The sequence below is a fragment of the Mycolicibacterium insubricum genome, from assembly GCF_010731615.1.
In the GTDB taxonomy this organism is placed as follows: domain Bacteria; phylum Actinomycetota; class Actinomycetes; order Mycobacteriales; family Mycobacteriaceae; genus Mycobacterium; species Mycobacterium insubricum.
Window position 1 is genome coordinate 2047240 of the sequence record NZ_AP022618.1, and the last position, 20084, is coordinate 2067323.

Sequence of the window (20084 nt, forward strand, 5' to 3'; positions counted from 1 at the left end):
TGCGCCGTCGCTACTGCGGTTTGCGGCGGTGTAGCCGGGCGCCCAGGTTGGTCTTGGCCAGGTCGATCAGTTCGTCACCGCGGCCCGACAGCAGCGTCTTGGTGGCCCACAGGGAGAACCCCGCCACCTGTGCCGCGTTGATGGTCGGCGGGATGGACAGTTCCTGACGGGCGGTGAGCACCTCGACCAGCGCGGGACCCGGGTGGGCGAACGCCGCCGACAGTGCGCCGTCGATCTCGCTGGGCCGCTCCACCCTGTCGGCGTGGATGCCCATAGCCTGCGCGACATCGGCGAACACCGGGTTGTCCAGGCCGGTACCGAAATTCACGATGCCCGCGGCCTTCATCTCGATCTCGACGAAGCTGAGTGCACCGTTGTTGAACACGATCATCTTCACCGGTAACTCCGACTGGGTGAGGGTCAGCAGGTCGCCGAGCATCATCGACAGCCCGCCGTCGCCGGAGAGGGTGACCACCTGTCGACCCGGGTGGGAGGCCTGTGCCCCGATCGCCTGGGGCACCGCGTTGGCCATGCTGCCGTGGTTGAACGACCCGAGCAGACGGCGGTGGCCGTTCATCGTGAGATAGCGGGCCGCCCAGATGACCGGGGTCCCGACGTCGGCGATGAACACCGCGTCATCGGCGGAGAGCGCGTCGATCCGACGCGTCAGGAACTCCGGCAGCACCGGGGTGCGGTTCCGGTCTCCGGTGGCCAGAGAGTCCAGTTGTGCGCGGGTGCGCGCATAGGTGCCCCGGGAGGCATCCAGGTGGTGAGTGTCGGTGTGTTGCCGCAGCGTCGAGCCGAGCTGCGTCAGAGTGTCCTTCACCGATCCGACCAGCGCGACGTCGACGCGCGCTCGACGGCCGATGTGCTCGCCCCGGATGTCGACCTGGATGATCTTGGCTCCGGTGGGATAGAACTGCCGGTAGGGGAAGTCTGTGCCCAGCATCAACAGGACGTCGGCGTCCTCCATCGCCTGGTAACCGGAGCGAAAACCCAACAACCCGGTCATCCCGACGTCGAACGGGTTGTCGTATTCGACGAATTCCTTGCCGCGCATGGTGTGTACGACGGGAGCCTGCAACAGGCCCGCGACGGCGAGCAGTTCGGCGTGGGCGCCCTGGCAGCCTGCGCCGGCCAGGATGGTGACGGCGCGCGCCGAATCGAGCAACTCGGCGGCGCGTCGCAGCCCGGCGGTGTCGGGAAGGCGGATTCCGATGCCCGCGGTGATCGGCTCGGCCGGTGCCGGGATGTCGGTCCTGGCCGCCAGTATCTCCCCGGGAATGGTCAGTACCGCGACACCCCGCTGATCCAGGGCCGCGCGGACGGCAATGTCGAGCAGATAGGGCAGCTGATCCACGCTGGAGACCAGCTCGCTGTACACGCTGCATTCGGCGAACAGGTTCTGCGGGTGGGTCTCCTGGAAGTAGCCGCTGCCGATCTCGGCCCCGGGGATGTGCGAGGCGATGGCCAGTACCGGGACCCGGCTGCGCTGGGCGTCGAACAGGCCGTTGATCAGGTGCAGATTGCCCGGTCCGCAGCTGGCGACGCAGACCGCCAGGTTTCCGGTCAGGGCGGCTTCGGCGCCGGCGGCGAATGCGGCGGCCTCCTCGTGGCGCACGTGCACCCAGGCCAGGGAGCCGTCGCCGCGCAGCGCATCGGTGAGTGCGTTGAGGGAATCCCCGGGGAGTCCATAGATTCGTTGCACACCTGCCGCTTTGACTGTGTCGAGGATCAGCTGGGAAACGGTGCGCGCCATGGGGGCTCCGATCATGTTCCGGTGCAGGTGTTTTGAGTGTATCCCGGTGGGGCGGGCCGATCAGGCCCGACGGCGTGCGGTGACCATCGCCACCAGGAAGTCCTCCAGGTGCTCGCGGCTGACGTCGACTTCACCGCGCAGCCAGCCAGTCACCAGGTCCAGCCCGCCGGCGACCAGCGTGTGGGCGGCCAGGTCCATATCGGCGTCGAGCGGGTTCTCGATCGGCAGCAGGGTGCGGCCCTGTTCGGCCATGATCTGGGCCAGCATGGTGATGACGTCGCGACGACGCGCCCGCAGCGCTTCGGTGGCCTGCGATTCGACCAGCAGACGGCCCCGGCGCGGATCGGCGGTCAGGTAACCCAGCCCGGTGCCGATCGCCGCGCGTGCACGCAGCAGGGGATCGGGTGGGCTGGCGGCGATGGCCGCGACCATTTCCGCCGCTGACGCCGTCATCTGCGCTTCGAACGTCGCGACCATCAGATCGTCGGTGTTGGCGAAGCTTTCGTAGAAGTACCGGTCGTTGAGCCGGGCGGCGGCGCACACGCCGCGGACGGTCACCCCCGCCACGCCGGACTCGGCGATCACGTCGAGTGCGGCGTCGAGCAGTGCCGCGCGTCGACGGGTCGCGCGCTCACCGGCGGTGGCGCCGGCGTAGGTGCGCGCCCGACCCGACATGCCGACATTGTCGCATCCTTGACCAAGGGCACTATCTGGTTGAGACTGTCACCAGATATCGGGTTGACCGAAGGGCGACACAGATGGGGTCCACTGCGCCGAAGCTGCCGAATCCGGCCGCGCTGTCCGATTTTCCGTTCAACGTGTTCGTCCGGCTGCTCGCCGACGGCGACGTGCGGGCGACCGCCGCCCAGCGGGGATCCTTCCGCCGCTTCGCCGATATGGGCGACCCGCTGGCCGACGACGTCGTCGCGATGATCGCGTCGATGCCGCCCCGGGTGGGCCGGTCGATGTTCGAGACGGCGGTGGAGCGCGGCATCGATGCGGTGGACGATCCGCCGCCGGAACTCGTGGCGTTCTTCGCCCAGGTCGACGACCAGCCGTACTGGCTGGATTACGACAAGCTGGATCTGGCGGCCCGGGTGAGCATGCGTACCGGCATCGTTGGCATCGGACTCGCGCTGCCCGGACTGGCGCTGACCGGGGGATACCTCGCGTCCAAGGCCGACAAGCCGCTGGTCGGGACGGGTGATTTGTATCGGATGGCGCCGCGGCGGCTCAACGAGACGGCCAACTGGTACATCGACGTCACCTCGCCCGGTGGATTGCAGCGATTCGCACGGGGTTTCACCGGCACACTGCGGGTCCGGCTGATGCACGCGCAGGTGCGGGCGGCGATGAGGCGCCGCGACGACTGGGACTACGACAACTGGGACATGCCCATCAACCAGGTGCAGCTGGCCGGCACGCTGATGCTGTTCTCGCTGGCGAATCTGGCCGGTTGCCAGGCGATGGGGATGAGGTTCTCGGATCGGGAACGCGATGCCGTCTACCACTTCTGGCGCTATGTCGGGCTGCTGATGGGACTGGACCCGGAGCTCGTGCCCACATGCGAAGCAGACACCTGGCGGCTGTTCTGGCTGGAGGCCGACACCGAGTTCCTGCCGGATGACGATTCGGCGCGGCTGGCCCGGGCTCTGCACGACCACCGCGACGACGGCTGGCAGACCGAGGCGGCGCGGGCCTACCTGTCGGCCTACAGCCGGCTGGTGCTGGGACGCACCAACGCCGATCGGCTCGGCCTGGCCGACAACAAGCCGTTGCAGGCGGCGGTTCTGGTGACCGCACTGGCCAATCGGGTCTTCGACTACCACCGGGTGGTGCCGGGGATGACCCGGTTGGCCGAAGAGATGGGCCAGCGGGCCCGGCGCGGGTTCATCTCCCGGGGGATCAAGGAGACCGGCGGCGACCGGACCTACGGGCGGCACGACAAGCTCGCCGGCTGACTCCCACAATCTGGGAATCCAGTTCAATATTTTGAGACCGCCGTGGCAGCATGGCGATATGGACACGATCGGCACCGCGCGGCGCTGGTCCATTCTGCTGGTCGCGCTGTGCGCCACGTTGTTCAGCAATGTGTTCATCAACGGAGTGGCGTTTCTGATCCCGACGCTGCATCGCGATCTCGGTCTCGATCTGGCCCGCGCCGGTCTGGTTTCGGCCATGCCCAGTTTCGGTATGGTGCTGACCCTGATCGCCTGGGGCGCGGTGGTGGACCGCATCGGCGAGCGGACGGTCCTGGCACTGGGTTCGGCGCTGACGGCCGCCGCGGCTTTCGGTGCGGCCGCGGCGGATTCGCTGATTGCGGTGCAGGTCTTCCTGCTGCTCGGCGGGATGGCGGCGGCCAGTAGCAATGCCGCCAGTGCACGGATGGTGGTGGGCTGGTTCCCGCCGGAGCAGCGCGGGTTGGCGATGGGCATCCGGCAGACCGCGCAACCGCTGGGCGTCGGGCTCGGCGCCTTGGTGATTCCGCAACTCGCTGCCGCGCACGGGGTTTCGGTGGCACTGATGTTCCCCGGCGTGGTGTGCGCGATCGCTGCCGTGTTGTCGGTGATGTGCCTGGTCGACCCGCCGCGCCCGGCGCGCGCCGACGCTCATCCCGATGACCTGGCCAATCCGTACCGAGGGTCGGACACGCTCTGGCGCATCCACCTGGTGTCGGTGCTGTTGGTCGTTCCCCAGTGTCTGGTCTGGACGTTCACCCTGGTCTGGTTGATGACCGACCGCGGCTGGTCGGCCTCGGCCGCCGGTGCGATCGTCACCGTCGCCCAATTGCTGGGTGCGGCAGGGCGAATCGCCGCCGGACGATGGTCGGACCGGATCGGCTCCCGGTTGCGACCGATTCGCTCCATCGCGCTGGCCGCCGCGGTATCCATGGCGCTGCTGGCCGTCACCGAGGTTTTCGATTCGCCGATTTCGGTGCTGCTGATGCTGGTGGCCTCGGTGGTCACGGTGTCGGACAACGGACTGGCGTTCACCGCCATCGCCGAGATCGCCGGGCCGTTCTGGAGTGGGCGGGCCCTCGGTGCGCAGAACACCAGTCAGCTCTTCACCTGCGGCGTCGTGCCGCCGGCTTTCGGGGCGCTGATCGGTACGGCCGGGTACGCGGTGGCGTTCGGGGTCTGCGCCGTCTTCCCGCTGATTGCCCTGCCGTTGATTCCGGTGCGCGACGACCCGCTGGCCAAGGCCTTGTAGGTAGGCGAATGGCCGATCAGGCCGCGTGCTGTTCCCGCAGTGTCTTGGAGAGCGATTTCTCCATGGGGCTGAAGGGTTTTCGCCCCGAAAGAATCGGGGGCGCGGTACTGCGGTAGTGGTGCCCGGTTGGGGTGGCGATGTCGGTGGTGTGCCGGGCGTGGTCGATCGGGGTGATGTTCCAGCCGTCGGCCTGTTTGTTGTGGTTGCAGGCCTCGCAGAGCCCCTGACCGTTGTGTTCGCTGGTCGGTCCACCGTGGACGGCGGGGTCGATATGGTCGGTGTGCCGGATGGGTGCGTCGCAGTAGGGGGTGCGACAGGTGTGATCCCGCAACCGGATCAAGGTGGCCAGTCCCTTGGGGAAGAGCCGGGCCTTGGATTCCATAGTCACCAGCGCCCCGGAGTCGGGCCGGGCGTACAAGCGCCGCAGCGTCGCCCGGACTTCCGGGCAGTCCAGTGCCGCTCCGATCAACCGGCGGGCGATGTCGGCGGGAACGGGCCCGAATCCGGGCATCACGGCCGGATCGTTGCCGCCGGTGAGTGTTTCGTCGGAGAGGACAAGGTTGACCGCGATCGGTTCGGGTGTCGCGGCAGGGCGGCCGGTGATCCGTTCGATGAGCGTGTCGGCCATCGCCTGGCCGCGTCCCCGTCCGTCGCCGCAGGTGTCGGCGGCGCGGCGCAATGCGGCGTAGACGGAAACGCCCTTGACCATCGGCAGCAGTGCGGTCAGGTAGATCATGTTCTCCGGCGCCGGGCGAATGGTGACGCAGCGGTCCGCTTCGGCCTTGACTGCGCGGTCGACGACGGCGTGCGGATCCAGCCGATAGGCGATGGCCTTGGCCGCTGCAGCGATGCGCCCGTCGCCGAGACCCTCCAGTGCGGCCGGGTCGGCGCACAGCTCGGCATCGAGGGTGGCGCGGTCATCGACGTTCAGGCAGGCCGACTCCCGCACGATCAGCGTCGCCCGCCACTCCGAGAGCGCCCCGGCTTCCAGGGCTGCCAGCGTGTGCGGCATCTCGTGCACCAGGGCCTGGGCGAAGCCGAGGTGGCGGTTGCCCCGGTTGGGGGAATCGTGGCGGGCCAGGGCGATCTCGGCGGCCAACCCCCGGCCGCGCCGCGCTACCGGCACCCCGGCGGCCACTTCAGCGTCGTGGCGCACCGTGGCCAACTGCGCCGCCAAACGGGCCTGGGTGGCCGCGGCCTGGGACTTCAGGCGTTCGAGCTCGGCGATGCCGGCGACCAGCGCCGCCTCGTCCTGGAGATCAACCCCAGATCCAACCAAACCGAACATAGTTTCGAGTATAGTCCTATTTATGCAGGTGGGCAAGGGGGTCAACCCGCCCAGTCTCGGTTTTGGAGACCGTCACTAGTCTGAACGCATGCGCCTTGGACGAGTGGCCACCCCCGCGGGGGTGGCGTTTGTGGTGATCGACGGCGACGGCGACGGCGCCGTGGCCAAGGAGATCGCCGAGCAGTACCTTTCCCGCACCCCGACCTTCACCGGCCGCAGCTGGCCGATGGCCGACGTGCGGCTGCTGGCGCCGATCCTGGCCAGCAAGGTGATCTGCATGGGCAAGAACTACGCCGCCCACGCCCGGGAGATGGGCGGCGAGCCGCCGGAGGACCCGGTGATCTTCCTCAAACCCAACACCGCCATCATCGGACCCGGCGTGCCGATCCAGCTGCCGTACGACGCCAACCCGGTGCACCACGAGGGTGAGCTGGCCGTCGTCATCGAACGGCCCTGCAAGGACGTCCCCGCCGACAAGGCCGCGCAGTACATCCTCGGCTACACCATCGCCAACGACGTCTCGGCCCGCGATCAGCAGAAGAAGGACGGCCAGTGGATGCGGGCCAAGGGGCACGACACCTTCTGCCCGGTCGGCCCGTGGATCGAGACGGCCGTCGACCCGTCCGATCTGGACATCCGCACCGAGGTCAACGGCCAGCTGCGCCAGGACTCCAACACCGCGTTGCTGCTGCACACCGTCGGCGAGATCATCGAGTGGACCTCGGCTGTCATGACGCTGTTGCCCGGTGACCTCATCCTCACCGGCACGCCCGAGGGCGTCGGGCCGATCGAGGACGGCGACACGGTGTCCATCACCATCGAGGGCATCGGCACGCTCACCAACCCCGTCGTCCGCAAACCCAAAGCAGACTGAGCCCAATCCCGCTGGGAGCAAAGGAAAACCGTGACCGTACGCGTCCGCTTCTGCCCGTCGCCGACCGGCACCCCGCACGTCGGGCTGATCCGCACCGCGCTGTTCAACTGGGCCTACGCCCGGCACACCGGTGGCGATTTCGTCTTCCGGATCGAGGACACCGACGCCGCTCGGGACAGCGAGGAGAGTTACCTGGCGCTGCTCGACGCGCTGCGCTGGCTCGGCATGGACTGGGACGAGGGTCCTGAGGTCGGCGGCCCCTACGGCCCTTACCGCCAGTCGCTGCGCAAAGATCTGCACCTCGACGTCGTGCAGAAACTGCTCGATGCCGGCGAGGCGTATGAGGCGTACTCCACCGCCGAGGAGGTCGAAGCCCGCCACCTGGCCGCTGGGCGCAACCCGAAACTCGGCTACGACAACTTCGACCGCGACCTCACCGACGAACAGCGCGCGGCGTTCAAGGCCGAGGGACGCAGCCCCGTCATCCGGCTGCGGATGCCCGACGCCGACATCACCTGGACCGACCTGGTCCGCGGCGAAACCACCTTCCCGGCCGGCTCGGTGCCCGACTTCGCGCTCACCCGCGGCACCGGGGATCCGTTGTACACGCTGGTCAACCCGGTCGACGACGCGATGATGCGCATCACCCACGTGCTGCGCGGCGAGGATCTGCTGCCGTCGACGCCGCGGCAGATCGCCCTGTACCAATCGTTGATCCGGATCGGCGTGGCCGACGCGGTCCCGGCGTTCGCGCATTTGCCCTCGGTGCTCGGTGACGGCAACAAGAAGCTGTCCAAACGTGACCCGCAGTCCAACCTGTTCCTGCATCGCGACCGCGGGTTCCTGCCCGAGGGATTGCTGAATTACCTTGCGCTGCTGGGCTGGTCGATCGCCGACGACCGTGACCTGTTCAGCCTGACCGAGATGGTGGAGGCCTTCGACATCGCCGACGTGAACTCCAACCCGGCCCGGTTCGACCAGAAGAAGGCTGATGCCATCAATGCCGAGCACATCCGCCGTCTCGGCGCCGAGGAGTTCGCCGACCGCCTCGGTGCCTACCTGCTGGCCCACGGTCATCACCTGGAGCTGACGCCGGCCCAGTTCGCCGAGGCGGCCGAGTTGGTGCAGACCCGCATCGTGGTGCTCGGCGACGCCTGGCCGCTGCTGAAGTTCCTGGCCGACGAGCACTACTGGATCGACGAGAAGGCCGCGGCCAAGGAACTGTCCGCGGCCGCCGGCCCGGTGCTCGACGCCACCCTGGTGGCGCTGGATCCGGTGGGGGACTGGACCACCGCGGCGATCGAGGCGGCGCTCAAGGAGGCCCTGATCGATCGGCTGGAGCTCAAGCCGCGCAAGGCGTTCGGACCGATCCGGGTGGCCGTCACCGGGTCGACGGTCAGTCCGCCGCTGTTCGAGTCGATGGCGCTGCTCGGCCGCGACCGCAGCCTGTCGCGGTTGCGAGAGGCGCGCGCCGGCCTGCCGGAGGAGACCGCCGAACCCGGCGATTAAGTCGTCGCCGGGCCTCGTGCTCGCGGAACTACACCGCTCGCCGAACCCGGCGATTAAGCGCCCGGGGAAATGTTTGATAGTCTGCTCGTCGGCCGTCACCGGCTGGACCTGATGTCCCGGACTCGCAAAACCATGCGGGAAAGGGTTTCTGACCAGCGGGGATGCGTCGCCAATGGGGTATGGTGTAATTGGCAACACAGCTGATTCTGGTTCAGCCATTCTAGGTTCGAGTCCTGGTACCCCAGCGATTAGGTCAGTGTGTGAGCGCTGAGCTAAGCTGTCACAGTTCTAGCCCCCGTCGTCTAGCGGCCTAGGACGCCGCCCTCTCACGGCGGTAGCGTGGGTTCGAATCCCATCGGGGGTACAAGACAAATCCCCTCCCAGCTTCAGCAGGGAGGGGATTTCTGCGTTCCCCGGTTAACCCGCGGTGGAGCCGGCGACCGGCATGGCGGGCATGCCGAGCTTGCGGTGATCCCAGGAGCGGGTACGGCTGGGCCGCAACCGGATACCGATGCGCTTGTTGAGCATCATGTCCACGGCGGGCTTGAGGTCGTCGGTGTAGGGCCCGGTGTAGCGTTCCCAGACGCTGACGCCAACCCGGAACACCGCCTCGGGATCGTCGACCAGTTCGGCGCGACCCTCCAGGGAAACTCCGCGCAGCGTGTCGTAGGTGTCGCCGTCCTCGATCATGAAGGTGAACCGCGGATCGCGGCGCAGGTTGACCGCCTTCTGCGACTTGGCCTTGGTCTCCAGCCAGATCTCACCGTCGACGATGCCGTACCACATCGCCACCAGGTGCGGCTGCCCGTCGGAACCGATGGTGGCCAGGGTTCCGGTGCGGCTGCGGGAGATGAAGTCGGTGATCTCGTCGTCGGACATGACGATCTGGCTGCGCTGATTGGTTCCCATCAGCCGAGTCTGACAGGTGGGCACGCCGCCGCGGGCGCCGGATGGGCCGAATGGCACCCGGAAACCGGATCCAAGTAGCGTGCTGTGAAGCGAGAAGAACGCAGGGGGTGGTGCGGTGAATCGTCGCGCGGTGGTGCCGATTGTTGCGGTTGTTGCTTTGGTGGTGTCGTCCTGTGGGCTCTTGCACCGCGACGACAACGCGGCCCCGGCGCCGACGAGTACCTCGGGGAGCGCGCCCGACGGTGCGCTGGCCAGGTTCACCGCTGACGTCGACGGCGTGCACGTCGAGGTCACCCCGGCCGCGGCCGATCGGGACCGTGGACTGACCATCGAACCGGTCGACGCCACGATCCCGACCGTCGAAACGCGGCTGGCCTCCACCAGCGCGATCAGCATCACCCTCGACGGCGGGGCCGGGCAGCCGTCCGCGCCGCTGAAGGTGCAATTCGATCTGTCCGACCGTCCGGATCTCACTGCCGCGATCACCGACAAGGCGCGGCCGGTACTGGAATCGGTATCGGCGACCAACCCGGATCAGCGCGACATGTTCACCGCCACCTGGGATCCGGGCACCAAGACCGTCGCCGCTGAGGTCACCCACCTCACCAACTTCTGGCTGAGTGTGTTCAACGTGTTCTCGGCGATCGAGACGGGGATCGGGAAGGCCTTCGAATTCGTCCGCGGGACTACCGATTCGCCATGTCGGGAGCACAGCGAATTGTCCCTCAACGGCACCGACTACGTACTGACGACGGTGACTCCGGGTGCCGTCGCCGGCTGCCTGGCCGATGACAACGGTGCCGTCGCCATCGATTTCACCAATGCCACCGGTGGCTTCTACACGATCTCGGTGGCTCCGGGAGATATCGGCGGCGCCTGGGTGGTGACCCAGGCGTTGAGCATGGCGGACTCCGCGGGATCCCTGGTTGCCGCGGCCACCCCGAACAGCAAGGGTGTGCTGGCCGGGCGTTCGGCCGGCCGGTTGACGCTCAACAGCGGTATCACCGAGGGTGATGTCCGGCTCCAGCCACAGCCGCAGGGGATCCTGACCAAGAGCCTGTTGTCGGGCGTCGGCATGCTGGGACTCGATCTCGGTCCGCTGGAGAACATTCCGGAGACCTGGGACTGCTTCGCGACGATCACCAACACCACCAAGCTCGACGGCAGCGCGTCCACCGCGGAAATGGTGTCGGGGATCGGCGGGATCAGTCAGTGTCTGGTCACCCACGCCAAGGTGAAGGGCGGCGATGACATACGCATGGCGGCGCTGCATCGGCTCGGGGTGGCCGTCGACCTGCTGACCGAACTTCCCGCCCAGCTGGGCGATTTCATCGCGGTCGGCCTGCAGCAGGCGGCGGGCGACTCTGTCCTGGACTTCCGGCTGCGCACCGCGGTGCCGACACCCACCGAGACGCCGACGAGCCAACCACCGGCGCCCGAGTCGACGGTGATCGACCGGGTCGACGTCAGCACCTGGGCCTATGACCGTATCGAGGGCGACAACTACAAGGCCGATAACAACGGCGGCAAGAGCGTGGCCATCTACTGGAAGTCCTACGCCGGTGAGAAGCAGATCCGCAGTGGCTGCACCTCGACGCTTGAGGTGACGGGCCCGGGATTCGCCAAGACGGTCAACGGGTCCGGCTGCGATTCCTACAACCCGGGTACCTACGTCAAGGTCAAGAGCCCCGGCACCTACACGGCGACGATCCGGGTGCACCAGGACGGCCAGCCGGACTTTGTCGCCGAACGGAATTTCACCATCCAGCGTTAGAGTCGGCGGGTCAGCGCTTCCGCGGCGGCCAAAAGATCCGCGGCCCAACGCTCACCGGGCCGACGGCCCATCCGGTCGATGGGGCCGGACACTGATACCGCGGCGACGACGGCGCCGGAGTGATCGCGTACCGGCGCGGCCACGCTGGCCACGCCCGGTTCCCGCTCGGCCGCGCTCTGCGCCCAGCCGCGCCGACGGACCTCGGCCAGCGTGCGATCGGTGAATTTCGCCTCGGCCAGCAGGCTTTGCTGGGTGCGGGGATCGGCGTAGGCGAGGAGCACCTTGGCCCCGGAACCGGCCGTCATCGGCAGATGCGCGCCGACGGGCACGGTGTCGCGCAGTCCCGCGGGTGGTTCCAGGGCGGCCACGCAGACGCGCGACGTGCCCTCCCGCCGGTACAACTGCACGCTCTCGCCGGTGATCTCACGCAGCCGGGGAAGCACCGCGGTTGCCGCTGCGACCAGGGGGTCGTTGACGTTGGCGCCCAACTGCACCAGTGCCGGCCCGGGACGCCAGCGTCCGTCGGCGTCGCGGCACAGCAGCCGGTGGGTCTCCAGGCCGGCGGCCAGCCGGTGTGCGGTGGCCCGCGGCAGTCCGGTCCGCTCGCAGAGTTCGGCGAGCCCGCACGGTGACTCGGCTGCGGCGTAGAGCACGGCCACGGCTTTGTCCAGAACGCCGATGCCGCTATTCTGTCTCATAGAGAGATACTAACGTCCCGCATTGTGAGATCGCCAGCCCAGAAGATCCCACGCGAACGAATCGAGATGTGATGACCGAACAGACTCCACGCACGATGGCGGAGAAGGTGTGGGCCGACCACGTCGTGGCCTCCGAACCCGGCGAGCCGGACCTGATCTACATCGATCTGCACCTCGTGCACGAGGTCACCAGCCCGCAGGCGTTCGACGGACTGCGGATGGCAGGCCGGCCCGTTCACCGTCTCGACCTGACCATCGCGACCGAGGATCACAACGTCCCGACGGTCGACATCGATCAGCCGATCGCCGATCCGGTGTCGCGCCTGCAGGTGGAGACCCTGCGCCGCAACTGCGAGGAATTCGGCGTCCGACTGCACAAGATGGGCGATGCCGACCAGGGAATCGTGCACATCATCGGACCGCAACTGGGCCTGACCCAGCCCGGTATGACCATCGTCTGCGGCGACAGCCACACCTCCACCCACGGCGCGTTCGGCTCCATCGGCATGGGCATCGGCACCTCTGAGGTGGAGCACGTACTGGCCACCCAGACCCTGCCGCTCAAGCCGTTCAAGACGATGGCGGTCAACGTCGACGGCGTGCTGCCGGCCGGTGTCACTGCCAAGGACATCATCCTGGCGGTGATCGCCAAGATCGGCACCGGTGGTGGCCAGGGGCACATCATCGAGTACCGGGGCAGTGCCATCGAGGGGCTGTCCATGGAGGGCCGGATGACCATCTGCAACATGAGCATTGAGGCCGGTGCGCGCGCCGGCATGGTCGCTCCCGACGAAACCACCTACGCCTACCTCAAGGGGCGCCCGCACGCCCCCAAGGGTGCGGACTGGGATGCCGCGGTCGCGGCGTGGGACCGGCTGCGCACCGATCCGGGTGCCGAATTCGACACCGAGGTGTTCATCGAGGCCGCCACCCTGAGCCCGTTCGTCACCTGGGGCACCAACCCCGGGCAGGGCGTGCCGCTCTCGGAGACGGTCCCCGACGTCGAATCCATGACCGACGACGCGGAGAAGCTGGCCACCGAGAAGGCTCTGGCCTATATGGATTTGACCTCCGGAACCCCGATGCGCGATATCGCCGTCGACGCGGTGTTCGTCGGCTCCTGCACCAACGGCCGCATCGAGGATCTGCGCGCGGTTGCCGAGGTGCTGGACGGTCGCAGGGTCGCCGACGGGGTTCGGATGCTGATCGTCCCGGGTTCGATGCAGGTGCGCGATCAGGCCGAATCTGAGGGCCTGAACGACGTTTTCCTGGCCGCCGGCGCCCAGTGGCGCGAGCCGGGCTGCTCGATGTGTCTGGGGATGAACCCGGATCAGCTGGAACCGGGGGAGCGTTGCGCGTCGACGTCCAACCGTAATTTCGAGGGCCGCCAGGGCAAGGGGTCGCGCACCCACCTGGTGTCACCGCAAGTCGCCGCGGCCACCGCCGTGCGCGGCACTCTGTCATCCCCGGCGGACCTGGACTAGGAGAACACCGATGGAAGCCTTCGACACCCACACCGGCATTGCGGTCCCGCTGCGCCGCTCCAATGTCGATACCGACCAGATCATTCCGGCGGTATATCTGAAGCGAGTGACCCGAACGGGATTCGAGGACGGTCTGTTCGCCGCCTGGCGCAACGATCCGGCCTTCATTCTCAATCAGAAGCCCTTCGACGCGGGCACCGTCCTGGTCGCCGGACCGGACTTCGGCACCGGCTCCTCCCGCGAACACGCGGTCTGGGCATTGATGGACTACGGGTTCCGGGTTGTCATCTCCTCGCGCTTCGCCGACATTTTCCGCGGCAATGCCGGGAAAGCCGGACTTTTGGCGGCGCAGGTATCCCAGGACGATGTGGAACTGCTCTGGAAGTTGATCGAGCAGCAGCCGGGCCTGGAACTCACCGTCGATCTGGACCAGCGGACTATCACTGCCGCAACGGTTGTCGTGCCCTTTTCGATCGACGATTACACGGCCTGGCGTCTGCGTGAAGGACTCGACGACATAGGCCTTACGCTGCGGAAACTCGACGAAATCGAAGCCTACGAAAGGCGTCGTCCGAGTTGGAAACCGCACACGCTGCCAATTCCCTGAGGGCGACGCGGGACCGGTTGGGCGGGGCGGAGAACCGCCGAAATTCTGTCCCGCAACGCCTTTTGGGACGGCGGTCCCATTCCGTCTGCGGGCCAATCGGATTCCTGAAAAGTTCGCTGGAAATACCCGAAACTGCGCGTGGCGCTTGGAAATCAGGGTAGCCAGGGTTTACCGTGTCCTCTAGTCGGTCCACAACGGGCCACGGACTGCGGAGGATTTGCATGAACAAAGCAGAGCTCATCGACCAAGTCGCGGAGAAATTGGGCTCGGATCGCCGGCAGGCCACGGCCGCCGTCGAGCACGTTGTCGACACCATTGTGCGCGCCGTGCACAAGGGTGAGAACGTGACGATCACCGGCTTCGGGGTATTCGAGCAGCGCAAGCGCGCCGCTCGTGTGGCACGCAATCCGCGCACCGGCGAGACCGTCAAGGTGAAGCCGACGTCGGTTCCGGCATTCCGCCCGGGTGCCCAGTTCAAGGCCGTTGTCTCTGGCGCGCAGAAGCTTCCGTCGGCCGGCCCGGCGGTCAAGCGTGGCGCCACCGCCGCGCCGGCCCGCAAGGCCGCGGCCAAGAAGGCACCGGCGAAGAAGGCCGCGACCAAGGCTGCACCGGCGAAGAAGGCTGCAGCGACCAAGGCTCCGGCCCGCAAGGTCGCGACCAAGGCTGCACCGGCGAAGAAGGCTGCGGCGACCAAGGCTCCGGCCCGCAAGGTCGCGACCAAGGCTGCACCCGCGAAGAAGGCTGCGGCGACCAAGGCTCCGGCCCGCAAGGTCGCGACCAAGGCTGCACCCGCGAAGAAGGCTGCGGCGACCAAGGCTCCGGCCCGCAAGGTCGCGACCAAGGCTGCACCCGTGAAAAAGGCTGCGGCGAAGGCGCCGGTGAAGAAGGCCGCCGCCAAGACCGTCGCGAAGAAGGCTCCGGCCAAGCGCGGTCGCAAGTAACAGCACTCAACGAAATACGCCGCGGGGCATGCCCCCGCGGCGTATTTCGCTATTCAGGTCCGGATCGATGAACGAGCCGACGGTGCGGAATTCAGGTCCGGACGGCCAGCGGGCTGGCGATGTGATCGGCGGCCACCAGCCTGCCGTGGCGCATCGACAGCACCCAGACACTGCCCTTGCGGTTGCGCGACTTGTCCGGTGTCACCGAGTCGCGCTCGCACCACCAATCGATGACCGGGGGAATCACCTTGCCCTGTGAGCAGATAACCGGGGTGGGGTCGCCGGCGGCGATCTCCAGCATCCGCGCCCGGGCCCGTTTCCGGCTGTCCGCGTAGGCTTCCTCGGTCAGTGCCGGCTCGTTGATGATATCCGTCTGCAGCTCGGCCGCCAGGGGCTCCAGCGTCTGGTGACACCGAGTGCGGTCGGCGGCGTGCAACTCTTCGGCGCCGAACGCGAGCAGCAGACCGGCCAGCGCGTCGGCCTGCAGCCGACCCTGCTGGTCCAGGGGACGTAGCCGATCGTCGTTGCCCCGGTAGCGGCTCTTGCGCCCGGCGACACCGTGGCGCACCACCAGCACGGTGTGCGTGTCCGGGTTCATCTTGGCGAAGCGGCGCAACATCTTACGGTCGTAGGGATAGACCAGGAGTTCGGCTGCCTCGGGCACGCTCAACCAGCGCAGCTCGTCCACCTCGCGATTGGGCCGGAATTCACCGTCACCGGCGCGGGCCACCCAGTAGGTGACCTTCTTGGTGGTGTTGGCCACCGGATAGGACACCGACCCCAGGTAGCGGCCCAGCCGGGAGCGAAAGCCGGTTTCCTCGAAGATCTCCCGCACGGCGGCCACCGGTTCGCTCTCGCCGCGATCCACCTTGCCCTTGGGCAGAGACCAATCGTCGTAGCGTGGCCGGTGGATGACGGCGACCTCCGGTGCCCCCTCGGGGCTCGGGCGCCACAGCACGCCACCGGCGGCGAGTACCGGCGGGCGCACTCCGGGTTGATCCCGGCTCATATCGTGCACCTGAATTCCTGAAAGCCCAATTCGCGGTCGGCTGGGAAATTCGTCAGGACTGTCGCCGTTCCATCATGGTCACCTGGTGGTCGCGCGAGGGCCGGCCGTCGCGTGGGGACGCCGTCCAGCCACCGTCGGAACCCAGTTCCCAACAGCGGGTGTCGTCGGCGAGCGCGGAAGTGAACATCTCGTCCAGTCGCGCGGTCAGCCGGGGATCCTTGACCTGGGCCAGCACCTCCACCCGGCGGTCGAGATTGCGGTGCATCATGTCGGCGCTGCCGATCCAGAATTCGTCGATCGCGTTGAAGTGAATGATGCGTGAGTGTTCCAGGAACTGGCCCAGAATCGAGCGGACCGTGATGTTCTCGGAGAATCCCTCGGCGCCGGGTCGCAGCGCGCAGATGCCGCGGACCACGACCTCGACCCGCACGCCGGCCATCGAGGCCCGATACAGCGCATCGATCACCTGCTCGTCGACCAGCGCATTCATCTTCATCCGGATCCGTGCGTCGGCACCGCTGCGGGCGGCGGCGACCTCACGGTCGATCCGCTCGATGATGCCCTTGCGAATCCCGTGCGGCGCCACCAGCAGGTTGCGGTAGGTGTCCTTGCGGGAATAGCCGGTCAGCGAGTTGAACAGATCGGTGAGATCGGCACCGAGCTCCGGTGACGCAGTCAGCAGGCCGACATCCTCATACAGCCGAGCGGTTTTCGGGTTGTAGTTACCGGTGCCGATGTGGCAATACCGACGGATCGCCGAGCCCTCGCGGCGGACGACGAGGGCGGTCTTGCAGTGCGTCTTGAGTCCGATCAGACCGTAGACGACGTGGACGCCGGCCTGTTCCAGCGCGCGAGCCCATTTAATGTTGGCCTGCTCGTCGAACCGGGCCTTGATCTCGACCAGCGCCACCACCTGCTTACCGGAGGCGGCGGCGTCGATCAGTGCGTTGACGATCGGCGAGTCCCCGGAGGTGCGGTACAGGGTCTGCTTGATGGCCAGCACATCCGGATCTGCGGCGGCGGTTTCGATGAACCTCTGCACGGTGGTGGAGAAGGAATCGTAGGGGTGGTGCACCAGCACGTCGCCGTCGCGCAGATTGGCAAACAGGCTCTTGGCGGACTCACCGAACACCGGTGGCGTGGACGGCACGAACGGCCGGTCTTTGAGTTTGGGCCGGTCGACTCCGTAGATCTGCCAGAGGGAGGAGAGATCGAGCAGACCGGGCACCTGGATGACGTCGTTGGGGTCGACGTCGAGCTCGCGCAGCAAGAGCTCCAGCATGTTCTCGGTCATGTCGTCGGCCACCTCGAGGCGCACCGGCTTGCCGAACCGGCGGCGCGCGAGTTCCCGTTCCAGGGCCTGCAACAGATCCTCGTCGCGGTCCTCCTCGACCTCCATATCGGCGTTTCGGGTGATCCGGAAGGCGTGGTGCTCGACGATTTCTAGACCGGGGAACAGCACTGGCAGGAAGGCCGCGATGAGTTCCTCCATCGGCAGGAACCGGACGTTGTGGTGCCCGTCCTCGCGCTGACGTCCCTGCAGCCGGACAAACCGATCGACGTTGTCGGGCACCTTGATCCGCGCGAAATGCTGTGTCCCGTCCTCGGGCTGGCGGATGGTGATGGCCAGATTCAGGCTCAGCCCGCTGACGAACGGGAACGGGTGCGCCGGGTCGACGGCCAGCGGGGTGAGCACCGGGAACACCTGCTCGTGGAAGTACACCGAGAGCCGATCACGGTCATCGGCATCCAGGTCCGCCCAGGTCACCACGACGATGCCCTGCTCGGCCAGCGCCGGGCGGATCGATTCCATGAATTCCCGGGCATGCCGACCGGCGATCTCCTGGGTGCGTTCGCCGATGCGCTGCAGCTGCTCCCGGGGCGAGAGCCCGTCGGCGGAGCGCACCGACAGCCCCATCTCGTCGCGGCGCTTGAGCCCGGCGACGCGCACCATGTAGAACTCGTCGAGGTTGGAGGCGAAGATTGCCAGGAACTTCGCGCGCTCCAGCAGCGGCAAAGAAGGGTTCGCCGCAAGTGTGAGCACCCGATCGTTGAAATCCAGCCAGCTCAGCTCCCGGTTGAGGTAGCGATCCTCGGGAAGTTCGACGTCGTTGATGGTCGCTTCGGTCAGGGCGTCGTCGATGGCCGTGTCGGTCACGGCGTCGGCGGTGGCGGCGGAGAGGTCTTGCGTTTCGGTCACGGAGCGATCATTGCGCATCGCGGGGCGTCCCGCTATCACTGTCGGGACATGGCGCGGTGTCCCGCCACTGCTGTTGGGCAGCTGTTCCGGTGGTGTTCACCAACACGGCACGTGTCGCCGGGCCCAGGCCCAATTCCATTGCGTAGCGCAGGTCGTCGGGGGTGTCGATGTCGCACCGCAGCCCGAGCCAGGAGCCGGATAGTTCAACGGCGCCGGAATCCCGATGCCGGGCAGCCGAATCCGCCCCGAACCGCGGATCGACGGGCACCCCGAATCCGAACAGCGCGCTGGTGCCGGTGTGATGGCGGTCGGTGACGAAACTGCGCGGATGCTCGCGCGCCCGGACTGTCGCTTCGGCCAGGTCGTCCGCGCGCAGGGCCGGTAGATCGCCTTGGAGTACGACGACGTCGTCGGCGCCCCGGGTGCCGATGGCGACGCGCAGGGCGTTGTTGAGGGGATCGGGGTGTCCGGGCGGCGTCGGGTCCGCGACGACGATCAGCCCGGCGCCGCGCACGGCGGCCGCGACATCCGCGTCCGGGGTGACCACGGTGATCGCCGGTGCACCGAAAACCGTCGCCGCGGCGCCGACGGTGTCCATCAGCATGGCCAGCACCAGCTCCTCGCGGCGTGGACCGGCGAACATCGGCGCCAGCCGGGTCTTGGCGGCGGCGAGCCGCTTGACCGCGATCACCACGGAGGTGTCGGGCGGCGTCCGGCTCATGTCGGCCATCCTGCCAGTGCCGCTCGGTACGCTGACGGGGCGCCAGAGTGGCGTGAACGGGAGGGCTCGGGCACAGATGACCAACGCGGTGGGCACGGCGACGGTGATGGGCGCAGGTTCCTGGGGGACGGCGCTGGCCAAGGTGCTCGCCGACGGTGGCAGTGACGTGCGCATCTGGGCCCGTCGTCCCGAGGTCGCCGAGCGGATCAACAGCACCGGACACAACGAGGACTACCTGCCGGGCATCGCACTGCCGTCGCGGGTGCGCGCGACCTCCGATCCTGCCGAGGCGCTCGACGGTGTGACGACGGTGCTGCTGGGGGTGCCCGCGCAGCAGCTGCGGCCGAATCTTGAGGGATGGATCCCGCTGTTGGCGCCCGACGCCACGCTGGTCAGCCTGGCCAAGGGCATCGAACTCGGCACGCTGATGCGGATGACACAGGTGATCTTGCAGGTCACCGGTGTGGATGCCGGTCAGGTGGCGGTACTGTCCGGGCCGAACCTGGCCATCGAGGTGGCCCAGGGCCAGCCGGCGGCGACGACCATCGCCTGTACCGACTCCGGCCGGGCGGTAACTCTGCAGCGCGCGCTGAACACCGGCTATTTCCGGCCGTACACCAACGCCGACGTGGTGGGCACCGAGATCGGCGGCGCTTGCAAGAACGTCATCGCGCTGGCCTGCGGGATGGCCGCCGGGGTCGGGCTGGGGGAGAACACCGCGGCCGCGATCATCACCCGCGGGCTGGCCGAGATCATGCGGCTCGGCATCGCGCTGGGCGCCCAGCCGGCGACGCTGGCCGGGCTCGCCGGGGTGGGCGACCTAGTCGCCACCTGCACCTCGCCGCGATCGCGCAACTTCTCCTTCGGGCAGCGGCTGGGCCAGGGGCTCACCGTCGCCGAGGCCCGGGCCGCGGGGGAGGGCCACGTCGCCGAGGGCGTCGCGTCGTGCGAGTCGGTGCTGGCGTTGGCGTCGAGCTACGGCGTCGAGATGCCGCTGACCGATGCTGTGCAGCGGGTCTGCCACCACGGGCTCTCGGTCACCGACGCGATTGCCCTGCTGCTGGGGCGACGCACCAAACCCGAGTGAGGCCACACGGTAGC

16 protein-coding genes, 2 tRNA genes and 1 pseudogene are annotated in these 20084 nt (G+C 67.8%); 11 read left to right on the plus strand and 8 right to left on the minus strand.

The genetic code is table 11. The annotated features are described in order from the left end of the window. Window positions 1-10: 10 nt before the first annotated feature. Both poxB and G6N16_RS09810 read right to left on the minus strand, forming a co-directional pair. A complete protein-coding gene (gene poxB, locus G6N16_RS09805; protein WP_083029883.1) occupies window positions 11-1759 on the minus strand; it encodes a ubiquinone-dependent pyruvate dehydrogenase in 1749 nt (582 codons plus the stop codon). Between the two features lie 60 nt (window positions 1760-1819). Then, a complete protein-coding gene (locus G6N16_RS09810) occupies window positions 1820-2434 on the minus strand; it encodes a TetR family transcriptional regulator (protein WP_083029882.1) in 615 nt (204 codons plus the stop codon). 83 nt (window positions 2435-2517) lie between these two features. On the opposite strand from G6N16_RS09810, the gene G6N16_RS09815 reads away from it, so the two are divergent. Together G6N16_RS09815 and G6N16_RS09820 are read left to right on the plus strand one after the other, a co-directional pair. Continuing rightward, complete coding sequence (locus G6N16_RS09815) at window positions 2518-3720, plus strand: oxygenase MpaB family protein (RefSeq protein ID WP_083029881.1); 1203 nt, start codon at window positions 2518-2520, stop codon at window positions 3718-3720. Window positions 3721-3778: 58 nt separating this feature from the next. Continuing rightward, window positions 3779-4969 carry an MFS transporter gene (locus G6N16_RS09820; RefSeq protein WP_083029880.1) on the plus strand — a complete coding sequence of 397 codons (1191 nt, stop codon included), beginning with the start codon at window positions 3779-3781 and terminating at the stop codon, window positions 4967-4969. A gap of 16 nt (window positions 4970-4985) precedes the next feature. Here the strand turns inward: G6N16_RS09820 and G6N16_RS09825 are convergent, their stop codons facing one another. Continuing rightward, window positions 4986-6257: an HNH endonuclease gene (locus G6N16_RS09825; RefSeq protein ID WP_083029879.1), complete on the minus strand. Its 1272-nt coding sequence runs from the start codon at window positions 6255-6257 to the stop codon at window positions 4986-4988. A gap of 88 nt (window positions 6258-6345) precedes the next feature. Between G6N16_RS09825 and G6N16_RS09830 the strand changes: the two genes are divergently transcribed. From G6N16_RS09830 to G6N16_RS09845, 4 genes are all read left to right on the plus strand, one after another. Then, window positions 6346-7131 (plus strand): fumarylacetoacetate hydrolase family protein, encoded by a 786-nt coding sequence (locus G6N16_RS09830; RefSeq protein ID WP_083029878.1) that lies wholly within the window; start codon window positions 6346-6348, stop codon window positions 7129-7131. Between the two features lie 30 nt (window positions 7132-7161). Then, entirely contained in the window at window positions 7162-8640 is a 1479-nt protein-coding gene (gltX, locus tag G6N16_RS09835; RefSeq protein ID WP_083029877.1) for a glutamate--tRNA ligase, read from the plus strand. Between the two features lie 173 nt (window positions 8641-8813). Further along, a tRNA-Gln gene (locus G6N16_RS09840) sits at window positions 8814-8885 on the plus strand. A gap of 46 nt (window positions 8886-8931) precedes the next feature. After that, a tRNA-Glu gene (locus G6N16_RS09845) sits at window positions 8932-9004 on the plus strand. A 53-nt stretch (window positions 9005-9057) separates the two neighbouring features. Here the strand turns inward: G6N16_RS09845 and G6N16_RS09850 are convergent. Beyond that, window positions 9058-9549 (minus strand): PPOX class F420-dependent oxidoreductase, encoded by a 492-nt coding sequence (locus G6N16_RS09850; RefSeq protein WP_083029876.1) that lies wholly within the window; start codon window positions 9547-9549, stop codon window positions 9058-9060. 115 nt (window positions 9550-9664) lie between these two features. Between G6N16_RS09850 and G6N16_RS09855 the strand changes: the two genes are divergently transcribed. After that, window positions 9665-11323 (plus strand): hypothetical protein, encoded by a 1659-nt coding sequence (locus G6N16_RS09855; RefSeq protein ID WP_083029875.1) that lies wholly within the window; start codon window positions 9665-9667, stop codon window positions 11321-11323. Here G6N16_RS09855 and G6N16_RS09860 read toward each other — a convergent pair. Continuing rightward, complete coding sequence (locus tag G6N16_RS09860; RefSeq protein ID WP_083029874.1) at window positions 11320-12021, minus strand: IclR family transcriptional regulator; 702 nt, start codon at window positions 12019-12021, stop codon at window positions 11320-11322. The two genes, G6N16_RS09855 and G6N16_RS09860, sit on opposite strands and share 4 nt — an antisense overlap. A 71-nt stretch (window positions 12022-12092) precedes the next feature. On the opposite strand from G6N16_RS09860, the gene leuC reads away from it, so the two are divergent. The 3 genes from leuC (at window position 12093) to G6N16_RS09875 (ending at window position 15053) form a co-directional block, all read left to right on the plus strand. Next, window positions 12093-13505 carry a 3-isopropylmalate dehydratase large subunit gene (gene leuC / locus G6N16_RS09865; RefSeq protein WP_179961193.1) on the plus strand — a complete coding sequence of 471 codons (1413 nt, stop codon included), beginning with the start codon at window positions 12093-12095 and terminating at the stop codon, window positions 13503-13505. A 10-nt stretch (window positions 13506-13515) separates the two neighbouring features. After that, window positions 13516-14112, plus strand: a complete 597-nt coding sequence (gene leuD, locus G6N16_RS09870; protein WP_083029872.1) for a 3-isopropylmalate dehydratase small subunit — start codon at window positions 13516-13518, stop codon at window positions 14110-14112. Window positions 14113-14333: 221 nt separating this feature from the next. Beyond that, entirely contained in the window at window positions 14334-15053 is a 720-nt protein-coding gene (locus tag G6N16_RS09875; protein WP_163787847.1) for an HU family DNA-binding protein, read from the plus strand. 91 nt (window positions 15054-15144) lie between these two features. Here the strand turns inward: G6N16_RS09875 and mutT1 are convergent, their stop codons facing one another. The 3 genes and pseudogenes from mutT1 to cofC form a co-directional block, all read right to left on the minus strand. Further along, the gene (mutT1, locus tag G6N16_RS09880) at window positions 15145-16062 is read right to left on the minus strand and encodes an 8-oxo-(d)GTP phosphatase MutT1 (protein ID WP_083029913.1); all 918 of its coding nucleotides are present in this window, start codon (window positions 16060-16062) and stop codon (window positions 15145-15147) included. 52 nt (window positions 16063-16114) lie between these two features. Continuing rightward, window positions 16115-18280: an RNA degradosome polyphosphate kinase gene (locus G6N16_RS09885; protein WP_083029870.1), complete on the minus strand. Its 2166-nt coding sequence runs from the start codon at window positions 18278-18280 to the stop codon at window positions 16115-16117. Between the two features lie 85 nt (window positions 18281-18365). Beyond that, window positions 18366-18983: pseudogene (cofC, locus tag G6N16_RS09890) on the minus strand (2-phospho-L-lactate guanylyltransferase); the annotation flags it as partial. 76 nt (window positions 18984-19059) lie between these two features. Here cofC and G6N16_RS09895 point away from each other — a divergent pair. Next, the gene (locus tag G6N16_RS09895) at window positions 19060-20070 is read left to right on the plus strand and encodes an NAD(P)H-dependent glycerol-3-phosphate dehydrogenase (protein WP_083029869.1); all 1011 of its coding nucleotides are present in this window, start codon (window positions 19060-19062) and stop codon (window positions 20068-20070) included. Window positions 20071-20084 lie beyond the last annotated feature (14 nt).